Annotated in this window: 10 protein-coding genes; 5 read left to right on the forward strand and 5 right to left on the reverse strand. The window is 75.5% G+C overall.

Features of this window, described 5'->3' with window-relative positions:
- Positions 1–8: 8 nt before the first annotated feature.
- Complete coding sequence (locus OTB19_RS18910; protein ID WP_267799452.1) at positions 9–1,676, reverse strand: hypothetical protein; 1,668 nt, start codon at positions 1,674–1,676, stop codon at positions 9–11.
- A gap of 121 nt (positions 1,677–1,797) precedes the next feature.
- Positions 1,798–1,992, reverse strand: a complete 195-nt coding sequence (locus OTB19_RS18915) for a hypothetical protein (protein WP_008743136.1) — start codon at positions 1,990–1,992, stop codon at positions 1,798–1,800.
- Positions 1,993–2,296: 304 nt separating this feature from the next.
- Here OTB19_RS18915 and OTB19_RS18920 point away from each other — a divergent pair, with 304 nt between their 5' ends.
- A complete protein-coding gene (locus OTB19_RS18920) occupies positions 2,297–2,719 on the forward strand; it encodes an ankyrin repeat domain-containing protein (protein ID WP_267799453.1) in 423 nt (140 codons plus the stop codon).
- A gap of 340 nt (positions 2,720–3,059) precedes the next feature.
- Positions 3,060–4,457 carry a HEAT repeat domain-containing protein gene (locus OTB19_RS18925; RefSeq protein ID WP_267799454.1) on the forward strand — a complete coding sequence of 466 codons (1,398 nt, stop codon included), beginning with the start codon at positions 3,060–3,062 and terminating at the stop codon, positions 4,455–4,457.
- A gap of 77 nt (positions 4,458–4,534) precedes the next feature.
- Here the strand turns inward: OTB19_RS18925 and OTB19_RS18930 are convergent, their stop codons facing one another.
- The 3 genes from OTB19_RS18930 to OTB19_RS18940 are packed head-to-tail and all read right to left on the reverse strand — an operon-like array spanning position 4,535 to position 6,764.
- Positions 4,535–5,401: a biotin-dependent carboxyltransferase family protein gene (locus OTB19_RS18930; protein ID WP_267799455.1), complete on the reverse strand. Its 867-nt coding sequence runs from the start codon at positions 5,399–5,401 to the stop codon at positions 4,535–4,537.
- A complete protein-coding gene (locus tag OTB19_RS18935; protein WP_267799456.1) occupies positions 5,398–6,009 on the reverse strand; it encodes a 5-oxoprolinase subunit B family protein in 612 nt (203 codons plus the stop codon). Before OTB19_RS18935 ends, OTB19_RS18930 begins: the two co-directional genes overlap by 4 nt.
- Positions 6,006–6,764, reverse strand: coding sequence for a LamB/YcsF family protein (locus tag OTB19_RS18940; RefSeq protein ID WP_267799480.1), 759 nt, complete (start codon positions 6,762–6,764; stop codon positions 6,006–6,008). The genes OTB19_RS18935 and OTB19_RS18940 overlap by 4 nt, the downstream gene beginning before the upstream one ends.
- Positions 6,765–6,865: 101 nt before the next feature.
- On the opposite strand from OTB19_RS18940, the gene OTB19_RS18945 reads away from it, so the two are divergent.
- The 3 genes from OTB19_RS18945 (at position 6,866) to OTB19_RS18955 (ending at position 14,287) form a co-directional block, all read left to right on the forward strand.
- Positions 6,866–8,416, forward strand: a complete 1,551-nt coding sequence (locus tag OTB19_RS18945; RefSeq protein ID WP_385646137.1) for a hypothetical protein — start codon at positions 6,866–6,868, stop codon at positions 8,414–8,416.
- Between the two features lie 193 nt (positions 8,417–8,609).
- Complete coding sequence (locus tag OTB19_RS18950) at positions 8,610–9,506, forward strand: hypothetical protein (protein WP_267799458.1); 897 nt, start codon at positions 8,610–8,612, stop codon at positions 9,504–9,506.
- A 98-nt stretch (positions 9,507–9,604) separates the two neighbouring features.
- Positions 9,605–14,287: a hypothetical protein gene (locus OTB19_RS18955; protein ID WP_267799459.1), complete on the forward strand. Its 4,683-nt coding sequence runs from the start codon at positions 9,605–9,607 to the stop codon at positions 14,285–14,287.
- Positions 14,288–14,311: the final 24 nt, after the last annotated feature.

The following is a 14,311-nucleotide window of genomic DNA, read 5'->3' on the forward strand; positions in this document are numbered from 1 at the left end:
GGTGCCCGCTACGGCCCGACCGGCCACGGGCCGCGGGCGGGCGGTGTCTCCGCCGGCACCTCCGTGCTCTCCGGGGCGTCGATCGAGGGGCCCTGCGCCTGGGCCGGGGGCTGGACGATGTGCAGCGGCTTCGACGGCGTGACGTGCTCCTCGACCGCCGGCGGCCGGGCCTGTCGCTCCGGCAGCAGCTCCAGCACCGCCTGACGGTGCGCCGGATGCGCGGCGTCGTCGTACGGGTCCGGGGTCGCGGGCACCTGCACCCGGTGCACGGGGCCCGTGCCGAGCCGCGCGTACCCGCGCCCGGGCGGCACCATCGCGGTCGGGGTGGTGTGCGGGGGCAGGCCGAGCACGTCGGTGATCTGCTGGATCGAGGCGGAGCCGAGCACGACGCGGGCCCGGGTGTGCTGCCAGACGGCGTCGTCGAGCAGTTCCAGGTGCTCGAACTGTTCCGCGACCACGACCGTGACGTGCGCGGCCCGACCGTGACGCAACGGCACCTGGAGCCGCGCGAGGGGGTCGGGCCGCCCCTCGGCCGCCGCGAGGTGGGTGAGCACGCTGGGGCGGTCGAGCAGGATCCACAGCGGGCGCCGGGTGTCCTCGGGCAGGGGCCGGCCGGCCTCGCGGGCCCGGTGGGTGGCGACGAGCCGTCGCTCGGTCTCGTGCGCGGCCCACTCCAGGATGGCCGGCGCGCCCTTGGGGCCGCACTCCACGGCCAGGACGCCCGCGCGGCCGGAGAGGCAGGAGTACTCGCCGCTGCCGCCGCCCTCGACGATCAGCACGTCGCCGTCGTGGTGGAGCGCCTGGAGGGCGATCGAGCGCAGCAGGGTGGACGTCCCGCTGCCGGGTTGGCCGACGGCCAGCAGGTGCGGTTCGGTGGAGCGGGGGCCGGTGCGCCAGATCACCGGGGGCACGTCCCGGGTCTGTTCCCCTTCCGCGACGGGCAGGGTGCGCTGGACGCCGCCCGCGTCGGTGAGGCCGAGGACGGTCTCGCCGGGGGAGGTGACGAACCGTTGGGCGGCGATGCCCGTCGGCAGCGCCTCCAGCACGCTCAGGTCGAGCTTGTTGGCCTCCTCGTCCCAGTCGAAGAGGTACTCCCGCCCGCGCCCGGACTTGGCGTGCAGCAGGGCCTCGATCCGGGCCCGCGAGGCGAGCTCCCCGTCGGCGAAGTAGGCCGGGTAGCGGATGCGGAGCCGGGTGACGCGGCCCGCGTCGTCGAAGACGTGGCCGCTGAAGGCCCGGTCCCATTCCCCGCCGTGGGCGAAGAGCGGGTTCGGGTCCTCGGGGATGGAGAAGTACGGCACGAGCGCCTCGTAGAGGGAGGCGAGCCGCTCCGTCTCGGCGTCGCTGGGACCGGTCTTCACCGGGGTGCGGTCGCGTCCGTGCCAGCCCGCCGCCGCCATCACGCTCACCAGGGCGATCATCGGGCCGTACGGGACGAGCGCGATCACGAGGACGCAGGCGACTCCCAGGAACAGCGCGGGACCACGCTTGTCCTTGGGGGTGTCGGACCACTTGCGCCGCCCGGCGGAGGCCAGGACGCGCAGGCCGCGTCCGATGACGAGGAGCGGATGGAGGACGTCCGTGGCGCTGTCGGCGGCCGTGCGGGCGAAGTCGCGGCCCCGGGCCAGCGACACGGTGCCGCTGCTGAGGATGCGGGGGAGTGGGCGCCTGGCCACGGGCGTCTCCTGGAGTCGTGGTGGTGGCGGGACGGTGCGGGTCGGGGACCCGGGGCGGGTCGCCGAAGTCCCGCCCGCCGGTGTCCGGCCGGCGTCACTTCGACGACGTCGCAGAGACGACCTAGAGCTTGATCCCGCCGAGAAGGCTCGCGAGGCTCGCCGTACTCGCCGTGATGCTGGGCGCGATGGCGGAGCCGGCGAGGAAGAAGCCGAAGAGCGCGCACACGAACGCGTGCGACAGCTTCATCCCGTCCTTCTTGAAGAAGAGGAAGCAGATGATTCCGAGCAGGACGACACCTGAGATGGACAGGACCATGAGAAGTTCTCCTGGTGGGTGGGGACGGTCACCGTCAGTCCTTCCAGGCTCACAGCAAGTATCAATGCGACAAAAGGTGCATACGGGTGAATCCTGTAATTTTTCACTTGACTGGACCCGCCCGACTGGCGCGCCGGGCGATCAGGGGTGCAGGGGTGATCCTTGCCTCGGGCCGCGCCCGTCATGTGCCGGATCGGGCGCTACTCTGACGCTTCACCCGCACGGACGCAGTGCCGTGCCGTGCCCAGCCCGCCGGCCTGGGGAAACGGGTGTCGTGACAGCGAAGCGAAAGGCGGTTCGAACGATGAGCGAGCACACCCCGGAAGGCGCCGGCCCGCAGGGCGTTCCCGACGAGGACGTCATCGAACTGGCCACCAAGATCTTCGACCTCGCCCGACAGGGTGACGCCGAGACGTTGGCCGCGTACCTCGACGCCGGGGTCCCGGCCAACCTCACCAACGACCGCGGCGACACCCTCGTCATGCTCGCCGCCTACCACGGCCACGCCGACGCCGTCACGGCCCTGCTCGCCCGCGGCGCCGAGGCCGACCGCGCCAACGACCGGGGCCAGACCCCGCTCGCCGGCGCCGTCTTCAAGGGCGAGGAGGCCGTCATCCGCGCGCTGCTCGCCGGCGGAGCCGACCCCGAGGCCGGAACCCCCTCCGCCGTGGACACGGCGCGCATGTTCGCCAAGGCCGACCTGCTGGAGCTGTTCGGAGCCAAGTAGTCCGGTTTTGGCCGTGACCTGGCAAGGTCTGACCGGTCCCGGACCTCACGGGTTGGTCACGGCGGCCGTAAATGTGGTCGCGGTGCACAAACCGACTGGGTCATCATGGCGTCGGATTCGATTCGCGAACTTGACGGACGGGCAGGAGCGGGCTGGACACAAGAGGTGTCCATACCCTCCCTGCCGGACCGGCCGCCGTGGTCGCGAAGCACCGACGAGAGTGAGAAGGCAATGGGCTACATCGAGCGGAACATGACGGCGAACGTCCTCACATGCTGTTACGCGGCCCTGTGAATCCCGATTCCCGGTTGCGTCCCCAGCCTGATTTGAGGCCATTCCCATGTTCGAACCAGTCATAGCGCCAAGCGGCACCCTGCTCGGGCTCCTCCAGAGGGGCCGCGGCGACGGCACGCTGCACGCACTCGCGGCGCCCCGGGCGGAGGCCTTGGAGGCCCTCGACCAGTGCGTGATCAGCGATCCGCGCCAGGACTGGCAGGTCGAGAACCGCTCGCTCTACTACGCCCGGCTCTACCTCGATCTCGACGGCCCCCTCGGCGCCATCGAGAGCCACCTCTTCAGCGCCGACGACCTCCTCGACGAGGAGGACCACCGCACCGGGCTCGCCCTGTCCGTCCTGGGCCACCTCGCCTCGTACGGACGCGACGACGCGCTCATGCTGCTGCGCCGCTACGCCGCCTCCGGCGCGAACTGGGCCTGGGCCCTCGACGAGCTGGCCCTGCGCGACGACGACGAGGGGCTGCGCTCCCTCGCCGCCCCCGTCGTCGCCCGCTTCCCCGCCACCGCCGAGGGCGAGGCGCGGCTGGCCGCCGCCATCCGCGACGCGTACGAGCCCCGGCCCTGGTGCCTGTGGGAGGAGTCCGTGCCCCACGGGGAACGCCTGCGCGCCGCCCGCCGGCAGGGCTCCTTCGACCGTTGGCAGCGCCAGCTCACCCCCAAGGGCCCGCAGCCCGGCTGGGGAGTCCAGGCCGTCTTCGACTGGGCCGCCGACGGACTGGATCGCGGTACCCCGCTGCACGTCCCCGCGGCCCGCTGCCTGGCCGCCGTGGCCGCGCCCGAGGACCGCTCCGCGATCCTCGCCGCCGCGGCCGGCGCCTCCGGCGAGGCCGCCCGGGCCACCGCCCTGCACCACCTCGTCCTCGCCGAACCGGAGAACCCGGCCGTCCTGGACCTCATCGAAGTCGCCGGGGACGAGCCCGCCGTGGCCGCCTACGAACGCATGTGCGGCCCCGGTGCGGTGGAACGGGCCCGCCGCTGGGTGCACCGCCCCGACGCGCTCGGAGCGGCCGCCGCGACCCTCCTCGCGGCCCGCGGCGGAGCCGAGGACGCCGGACTCGTCCTGGGCGCCCTGCGCTCCACGGTGCGCGGCTCGGGACCGGACACCCGGAGCCTGTTCGCCCTCGTCGACGGTGCCGGACGCCTCGCCATCGGCTGCGCGGCGCCCGTACTGCGCCACGTCTATCGCGAAACCGCCTCGTCCCACCTCCGCGGCCGCGTCGCCCGGGCCCTGGCCCAGACCGATCCGTCGTTCGCCGCCGGCTTCGCGGTGGAATGCCTGTGGGACTGCGAGGAGACCACCCGCGAGGTGGCCGCCCGCCACGCCGAGACCGCCGACGCCCGCGTCGCCCCCCGGCTGCGCCGCCTGGCGGCGGACCCGGCGGAGGAGGAAGACGTGCAGTCGGCGGTGCGCAGTCGCATCGCACCGGAGTCGACGGTGTAGGCCGTCCCCTGCGGACCCGCCGGGTGCCGGCGGGCGGCTCGCGAGGCCGCCCGCACCCCGGTGACACCTCGGGCGCCTCACCGGCCCCGCACGAAGCGGACCGTCACCCCCGGCCGGGCCTGCGCCGCCGCGTCCAGGGCGGGGCCCGGGGGAACCACGCCCACCACCGGATAGCCGCCGGTGACCGGATGATCGGCCAGGAAGACGACGGGCAGCCCGTCCGGCGGGACCTGGACCGCGCCCAGGACCATGCCCTCGCTCGGCAGTTCCCCGGCCCGGCGCCGGACCAGCGCCGGACCGCCCTCCGTGCGCAGCCCGATCCGGTTGGACCTCGCCGAGACCCGGTACGCGGCCCGAAGCAGCCGGGCCACCGAGTCCGGCTCGAACCAGTCGGCCCGCGGCCCCGGCCCGAGCGGCAACACCAGCTCCGTCGGCGCCCCCGGCACCCCCAGGGCGTCGACCCCGCGCACCGGCTCCCGGCCGGGCGGCCCCACCGGCAGCAGCGCGCCCGCCGACAGCACCGGCGGCCCCAGGCCCGACAGCAGGTCCGTGGCCCGGCTCCCCAGCACCGGCGGCACGGCGAACCCGCCGCGCACCGCGACGTAGCTGCGCAGCCCCGACTCCGCCGCCCCCACCTCCAGCTCCGCCCCCGCCCGGAGCGGCACCGGCGCCCCCCAGGCCACCGGGCGTCCCGAGACCCGTACCGCGCAGGGCGCCCCCGTGACCGCCACCGTCACCGGGTCCGACGCCCGCAGCGCGACCCCGTCGAGGGTGGTCTCCAGCGTCGCCGCGTCCGGGGCGTTGCCCAGCAGCCGGTTGGCCAGGGCGTGCGCCCCGACGTCCAACGCGCCCGAACGGGGGACGCCCAGATGTGCGTACCCCGGCCGGCCGAGGTCCTGGACGGTGGTCAGCGCACCCGCCCGCACCACCAGCAGCCCGCTCACGACCCCGCCTCCTCGAACCGCACCCGCACCCCCGGCGACAACAGCGCCGCCGGCTCCCGCCCCGGGTCCCAGAGCACGGCCCCGGTGGTTCCGATCAGCTGCCAGCCGCCGGGGGAGGAGCGCGGGTAGACCCCCGCGTAGGCGCCCGCCAGGGCCAGCGAGCCCGCCGGCACGGCCGTGCGCGGCGTGGCCCGTCGCGGCAGGTGGAAGCGCTCGGGGAGTCCGGTCAGGTACCCGAAGCCGGGCGCGAACCCGCAGAACGCCACGCGGAACTCGACCGACCCCACGATGCCCGGCACCTCCCCGGGCCCCACCCCCCACAGCCGCGCGACCTCCGCCAGGTCCGGCCCGTCGTAGCGAACCGCGACGCTGATCAGCGGCCCCTCGCTCCCGGCGAGCGGCGGCACCTGCCACCCGGCGATCCGGGCCGCCAGCGCGGCGGGCTCCGCCACCCCGTCCAGCAGGACGGTCCGCGCGGCCGGCACGATCTCCCGTACGCCGCCCAGTTCCGCGCGCCGCCGCAGCAGTTCGGCATGGAGCGCGGCCACCTCCTCGGCCGAGTCCGCCTCCAGCAGCAGGGCCCGGCCGCCCACCGCGAGCGCCCTCACGCGAAGGCCTCCACCCGTACCCCGGCCGCGCCCAGGGCCCGGCGCACCCGCAGGGCGAGGTCCGCCGCCCCCGGCGTGTCCCCGTGCAGACACAGCGAACGCGCCGGCACGGCCACCGGGGACCCGTCGATCGCGGTCGCGGACCGCTCGGCGGCCATCCGCACCGCGCGGGCGACCACCGCGTCCGGGTCGTGCACCACCGCCCCCGGCTCGCCGCGCGGCACCAGCGTCCCCGCCGCCGTGTACGCCCGGTCCGCGAACGCCTCCGGCACCGCGGTCAACCCCGCCTCCTCGGCGGCGGACAGGAGCAGCGACCCGGGCAGACCGAGGACCGGCAGCCCGCCCGTCCCGGCGGCCAACCGCACGCCCGCGACGACGGCCCCGGCCTGCTCCGCGTCGCCCACGGTGCGGTTGTAGAGGGCGCCGTGCGGCTTCACGTACGACACCCGGGAACCGGCCGCCCGCGCGAACACCTCCAGCGCCCCGATCTGGTACGCCACCTCGTCCGCCAGTTCGCCCGCCGGCACGTCCATCGCCCGCCGGCCGAAACCGGCGAGGTCCCGGTAGGAGACCTGCGCCCCGATCCGCACCCCCCGCTCGGCGGCCAGCTCGCACACGCGACGCATGATGGACGGGTCCCCGGCGTGGAAACCACAGGCCACGTTGGCGCTCGTGACGACGGACAACAGCGCCTCGTCGTCGGTCAGCGTCCAGCGACCGAAGCCCTCGCCGAGATCGGCGTTGAGGTCGATCACGGGCGGGTACGCGGGCGTGGCCATCGGTGTGATCATGGAAGCCATGCGGTGAGCGTAGAACAGCGCCCGCTCCGAACGACCGGGGACGATCCGGCCGAACCATGCCGTTTGGGATGTTGTCCGTGTCAGCGCCTAGTCTTTCCGTCGTGACTCTCCCTGCCCCGGCGAAGACCCTTCCGTCCCCGGCGCCGGGCCCGGCCGCCGACGAGGGCCTGGCCCGGCGGCTGCGCGCCCTCGCCTGCACCGCCCCGCTCCACGACCTCGACGTGCGCAAGGCCAATCTGGCCGGCGAGTACGGGGTCTACGCGATGGCCGAGGTCGCCCTGTCCGCGATCGACCTGGTCACGCTCAACATGGACTTCGACACCGGCGCGGACCACGAACAGATAGTGGCCAGGCTGCTGCCGCGCGTCGCGGCACAGGCACCCGCCCGGCCGGTCGCCGAGCACGAGCGGGTGGCCCGCTGGGTCCTGGAGAACCTGATCAACGTCGGCAGCGTCGACCGGGGCTTCCGCGCGATCTACGGCACCTTCGGCCCGGACGGCGTGTACGTCCGCCGCGACTACGACTTCAAGCTGATCGAAGAGGTCCCCGGCCACGGCGGGGCCGTCTACCTGCGCACCACCGACGAGGCCGTCAACGTCCTCGTCGGAGCCCTCGACACCGACGTCACGAGCGCGCAGATCGCCGCCGAGGTCAAGCTGGAGGTGCTGATCAGCCGGGGCCGCCTCGCGGACGCCCAACTGGCCGCCGAACAGGCGCGCTACCGGACCGTCCAGTACGCCGAGACCCTGCGCCGCACCCTGGACGCCACCCGCCGCAACGTACGCGCCGTGGACTGGCTGGAGGCCGTCCCGGACATGATCGCCGAAGCGCTGGACCACGTCGCCGACCGCTACCGGCACGAGAACGCGATCCTGACCAACATCCGCAAGGCACGCGACGAGGCCGAGGACCCCGACAACAAGCGGCGCGCCGCCGAACTCGTCGACATCGTCAAGGACTGCATCCGCCGCCACACCCAGCTCCAGTCCCGGCTGCTCGACGCCGGTCCGCTCTTCCGCGCCGAACAGGACCGCCAGGCCTTCGCCGCCCCCGCGCCGCGCACCGGCATCGACCTGTACGGACAACTCGTCTCCCCGGTCCTGCCGCTGCCGCTGGAACAGGCGACGCGGGTCACCGACGCCTTCTTCGCGGCGGGCACGGGACTGCGCACCCCCGTCTCGGTCCGGATGACGGACCTGGTCGAGATCCTGCTGACCCCGCCCCTGGAACGCGAACACCTCGGCGTGGAGATGCCCGAACCGGACCTGATCGCCACCCCCGACGACAGCCGGTTCAGCGAGGAGCAGCTCGCCGCCGCCATGAAGCTGCTGGACCTGCCGCACGACGCCCCGCGCCGGCTCTCCGGCCTGCTCGCCGAAGCCCGCCGCGAGGACCCCGACCTGCCGTACCTGGTGGCACTGCTGGCCGTCCACGCGGCGAGCCCCGCCGTGGGCACGGCCTACCGCCAGGGCGAGGAACGCCTGCTGTTCGCCGTGGACGACGGCGCCGAACTCGACGACCCGGAGTTCGGCGGCGCAGACCTGATCGTCGGCACCGCGCTCCTCGACTCCGCCGCGATGACCGCGGACCGCACGGAGGCGGCGTGAGCACCACCGGCGCTACCTCGACCGGGGCGCCCATTGAACCGGCGCCGGCCGCCCACCGCCCGGACGGCCACCGGCCCCCGGCGCACGCACTCCCGCGGCCCCGGCGGCGCCCCGCCCCCCGGCCCGGCGCCGACCCGGCCCGCGCCCCCCGAGACCACCACCACCCGTACCGCATTGCCGAGGAGCCGCACCCGTGAGCGAGACCCACGCCGAGCACCCCGCGTGGAGCGAGCCCGACGCGGCGTCGGCTCCGACCGGGACCACCCACCCCGTGACCCCGGCGGACGCCGCCGACGCGGCGCGCCTCGTCGCCTTCGGACTCCAGCCCAAGCTGCTGCCCGCCCGCGATGCCGAGTACGCCGAACTGCTGCGCCGCTACCGCGAGGAGCCCGCCTTCGGCCGCCTCGCCGACGCCGTCGCCACCGGCCTCGGCCTGATCGTGCTGGAGGTCTCCCCCCGCGCCGGCATGGCCGTGGCCGCCGGCGAGGACTCCGTCTTCGCCGTCCGGATGGGCGACTACGCCCGCCGCACCACCGCCGACGGCGGCGACCGCTTCCTGCACGGCCTCGCCCACCTCGCCGTCGCCGCCCTCGCCTTCCCGCGCCCCGAGGACCTCGCCGACGACGGCTACATCGGCCGGATCACCGTCAACGGCGTCGACGCCTTCGTCCGGCAGACCTGCCGCCGCCTCGAAGAGCGCGCCGAGGAACTCGGCGAGAACACCGACCCCGCCTCCGACGCCCCCGGCCTGGAGGCCGCCTGGCGGGTCTACGCCCGCCGCTCCGCCACCGGCGCCACCAAGGACGCCCGCCGGCTCGCCGGCTCCACCACCGGCATCGTCGGCAAGGCCGCCGCGTTCCTCACCGAATCCGGCTTCCTCCAGCGCACCGGCGACGACGCCGGAGGCACCTACCGCACCACCCCCCGCTACCAGCTCCAGGTCCGCGACATGGCGGGCAGCGCGGCCATGGCCGAACTGCTGGAACTCGGCGTGGTCCCCGTCAGCGACGGCTCCGCCACCCTGCTGCCGCCGCCCGAGGGCGACGACCTGGAGCTCGCCGCCGACGCCGGACTCCCCTTCCACGCCTGAGCGAGCCACCGCGCCACCCGCCCGCCGTACGCCCCACCGTCCTCCGTACGACCCCTGTCCTCCGTACGACCCACGAGAGACCACGAGAGTCCGCCGCCATGTACGAGCTGTCCCGGATCCGCCTCTACTCCATCGGGCCCGCCGGCGCGCGCTACGCCGACACCGTGCTCGACCTGCGCGGAGTCGGCGAACCGGTGCCCCACCCGGCGCCCACCCAGGCGGAGTTCTTCGAGGACGAGCCCACCGGCCCGCCGCGGCGCCCCGCGCCCGCCGGCGTGCTCTTCCTGGAGAACGGCGGCGGCAAGTCCGTCCTCCTCAAACTGATCTTCTCGGTCATGCTGCCCGGCCACCGCAACACCCTCGGCGGCGCCAGCTCGGGCGTCCTGCGCAAGTTCCTGCTCGCCGACGACTGCGGCCACGTCGCCCTCGAATGGCAGCACACCCAGACCGGCGAGTGCGTGGTCGTCGGCAAGGTCAGCGAATGGCGCGGCCGCCAGGTCTCCAACGACCCCCGCAAGTTCGCCGAGGCCTGGTACTCCTTCCGCCCCGGCCCGGGCCTCGGCCTCGACAACCTCCCCGTCGCCGAGGCCACCGCCGTGCGACCGCCCGTCGAGGGCGCGTCCGGCGCCCAGGGCCGCCGCCGCACGATGAAGGGCTTCCGCGACGCCCTCACCGAGGCCGGCAAGGCGTACCCGCACCTGGAGGTGTACTGGGAGGAGATCCACGACCGCTGGAACGAACACCTCACCGAGGTAGGCCTCGACCCCGAACTGTTCCGCTACCAGCGCGAGATGAACGCCGACGAGGGCGAGGCCGCCGGCCTCTTCGCCGTCAAGAAGGACTCCGACTTCACCGACCTGCTGCTGCGCGCCGTCACCGACACCCGAGACACCGACGGACTGGCCGACCTCGTCCACGGCTTCGGCAACAAACTCGGCCGCCGCGCGGAACTCATGGCCGAACGCGACTTCACCGCCGGCTCCGTGGACCTCCTGCACCGCATCGTCGACGCCGCCGACACCCGCTCCCGGCTGCGCGACGTCCACGCCGGCGCCGAACGCCGCACGCGCACCCTCGCCCGCCGGCTGTCCGCCCGCGCCGTCGAGGAACGGGGCCGCGCCGCCGACCTCGCCCAGCGGGTCACCGAAGCCGCCCACGAGGTCACCGGCGCCGAGACCGCCCGCGGCCGCAGCGCCGCCGTAGCCGCCGAACTCGCCTACCGGCACGCCTCGCTGGCCCTCACCGTCGCCGACAAGGCCGCCGCCGCCCAACGCCGCGAACTCCTCGAAGCCCGCACCCTGCACTCCGCCTGGCAGGCCGCCGAGATCGTGCTCCGCCACCGGGCCGCCGCCGACCGCGCCACCCGCGTCGCCGCCGCCATCCTCGAAGCCGAACGGGACGCCGCCCCGGCCCTGGCCGCCCGCGCCACCGCCGCCGCCGCACTCGTACGGGCCCTGCACACCGCCGCCGAACACGGCGAGACCCGCGCCAACGAGGAGGAGGAACGGTCCGCGGAACTCCAGGCCGTCGGCGAGAGCGCCCACCGCGACGCCACCTCCGCCGCCACCGCCGCCCAGCGCGCCCGCAGCGAGGCCGAACACCTGCGGGCCCGCCTCGACGAGGTCCGGCAGGAGACCGCCGAGGCCGTCGACGCCGGCTGGCTCGACGACTCCGAACCCGACGCCGACCCCGCCCGCGCCGCCCTCGCCGCCAGCGATGCCGAGAAGACCGCCGTCGCGGCCTGGAACGAGTCCCGCGAGGCAGCCCGCGCCGCCGCCGAGACCGCCCGCGAGGCCGCCGGAGCGGAATCCCGCGCCGAACTCACCGCCGCCCGCGCCGCGGACGCCGCCGACGCCGCCGAGTCCGCCCACGCCGCCGAGTCCCGCGCCGCCGCCTCGCTCGCCGAAGCCCCGCGCCTGGCCGCCCTCCTGGGCCTCCCGGCCGCCCCCGACGCCACCGTCCCGCACCCGCGCGGCGACGACGGCCCGAACGGCACGCCCCCGTCCCCCGACCAGGGCCCCGAGGCCTCCGACGGCCCCGCCGCCCACGGCGGCCTCACCGTCGACGACCTCGACCGGGGCGCCGACGACCTCCGCGCACTGCTCACCGATTCGGTGGCCGCCGCCGAACGGCAACTCTTCGAGCTGCGCACCGCCGCCGCCGACGACGCCCGCATCCTCGGCGCCCTCGGCGACGGCGGACTCCTGCCGCCCGGACCCGACGTCCTCGCCACCGTCGAGTACCTCGGCGAACACGGCATCCCCGCCCTCCCCGGCTGGCGCTACCTCGCCCAGTCCGTGGACCCCGCCGACCACGCCGCCGTCCTCGCCGCCCGCCCCGAACTCGTCGACGGCGTCGTCATCACCGACCCCGACACCCACGCCCGGGCCCGCGAGGCCCTGTCCGGCGCCGCGCTGCTGCCCCGCTCCACCGTCGCCGTCGGCACCGCCGCCGCCCTGCTCGCGCCCCTGCCCCCGACCGACGCCGACAGCGACGTCTCCGGCATCTTCATCGTGTCGCCGAACCCGGCCATGCACGACGAGCAGGCCGCCGACACGGAGCGCCAAGCCCTGCGCAGCCGCGCCACCGCCCGCGACACGGAGATCCGCGACCTGGCCGCCCGGCTCTCCGGCGACCGCGAACTCGCCGCCCGACTCGGCTCCTGGCGCACCGGCTGCCCGCCCGGCCGGCTCGCCGAACTCGCCCGACTCGCCGAGGCCGCCCGCGCCTTCGCCGAGGAGGCCGACGCCGAACTCGCCGAGGCCCGCACCGTACGGGCCGAGGCGGACGAGGCCGCCGCCGACGCCGCCCGCGTCCGCGAGGAACGCCAGGACACCGCCCAGCGCGCCCGCCGCGTCGCCGACGCCCTCGCCGGCCTCGCCCACCGCCTGCGCGAGCGCGCCGGCTGGCAGACGAGGCTGCGCGAACTCGCCGACGAGGCAGCCGAGTCCGAGGCCCGCGCCGAGGTCTGCCTGGACCGGGCCCGCGCCGCCGACGAGGACCGCCGGGCCGCCCAGCGCGCCGCCGACGACGCCCGCCGCACCTCCCGCGCACTGCGGGCCGAGCGCTCCGAGATCGCCGGCGCCCCCGAGCCGCTCCCCGCGGACGACGGCTCGACCAAGGCCCCGCTGCCCGACCTGCGCGAGGCCTACCGGGCCGCCTCACAGCTCTACGAGAAGGTCGGAGTCGGCGCCGACCTGCGCGCCGAACAGGCCCGCGCCGAGAGCGCCGAGAGCGCCGCCCTCGCCGAACTCGACCGCCTCACCAACAAGGTCCGCACCCGCGCCGCCCAACTCCTCGAAGGCACCGACGGAGCCGACGGCCCGTCCCGGCAGGCCGCAGCCGCCCGCGCCGAATCCCTCGTACAGATGCTGGAGACCCGCGCCTCGACCGCGAGCGAACAGCTCGGCCGACTGCGCGGCGAGGCCGAGCGGCACGCACCCGCCGAGGGCGAGGCGCACACCGAACTCCCCGAGGACCTCGTCCCCGAGAACGTGGAACAGGCCCAAGGCCTGCTGCGCGCCGCCACCGCCCGGCTCGCCGCCCACACCGCCGCCGTGGAGAGCGCCCGGGCCGCCCACGCCGACCTGCTGCGCGCCCACCGCACCGCCGAGGACGGCGCCGGCGGCTTCGACGAGACCGCGACCCTGCTCCGGGACCTGCTGCGCGACCACACCCACCAGGACGACGAGCAGGAGCCGGTGCCCCACCCGGGGACCCTGGAGGAGGCCCGCCAGTCGGCCACCGAGGCACGCCGTTCCCTGCGCGGCTGCGCCGCCGACCTCTCCGCCGCGGAGTCCGCCGTGCGCGAGGCGAGCGACATCCTCGTCCGGCACGCCAACGCCAACCGCTACGAGCAGGTCCGCACCCCCGCCCGCCAGCAGATCCGCGAACTCCCCGCCTCCGCCCTGCCCGAACACGCCGCCGCCTGGGCCACCGCCTTCGCGCCCCGACTGCGCGTGCTCACCGACGAGTTGGAACAGCTGGAACGCAACCGGGGCAGCATCGTCGACCGACTGCGCGGCCTCGTGGAATCCGCCCTGGCCACCCTGCGCTCCGCCCAACGGCTCTCCCGACTCCCCGAGGGCCTGGGGGAGTGGTCGGGCCAGGAGTTCCTGCGCATCCGTTTCGAGGAGCCCGACCAGGCCACGCTCACCGAGCGGCTGGGCGAGGTCATCGACGAGGCCACCCGCGCGGCCGTGAAGAAGAACAGCGCCGCCTCCTTCGGGGAGGGCCGGCGCGACGGCATGTCGCTACTGCTGCGCGGGGTCCAGGCCGCACTGGAGCCCAAGGGCATCGCGGTGGAGATCCTCAAGCCGGACGCGGTCCTGCGCGCCGAGCGCGTCCCGGTCGGCCAGATGGGCGACGTGTTCTCCGGCGGGCAGCTGCTCACCGCCGCCATCGCCCTGTACTGCACGATGGCGGCGCTGCGCAGCAACGACCGGGGCCGCGACAAGCACCGCCACGCGGGCACGTTGTTCCTCGACAACCCGATCGGCCGCGCCAACGCCACCTACCTGCTGGAGCTCCAGCGGGCCGTCTCGGACGCGCTCGGCGTCCAGCTCCTCTACACCACGGGCCTCTTCGACACCACGGCGCTCGCCGAGTTCCCGCTGGTCATCCGGCTGCGCAACGACGCGGACCTGCGCGCGGGTCTGAAGTACATCAGCGTCGAGGAGCACCTGCGTCCGGGTCTGCCCCAGCAGTCGCCCGACGAGGAGACGATCCACGGCGAGATCACGGCCACCCGCATGTACCGCCGCTCCGCGGTGGGCGCCTGACCGCTCCCGCCCCGGCCGGGCGGC

Origin of the sequence: Streptomyces sp. H27-H5, assembly GCF_026627505.1 — a bacterium.
Classification (GTDB): Bacteria; Actinomycetota; Actinomycetes; order Streptomycetales; family Streptomycetaceae; genus Streptomyces.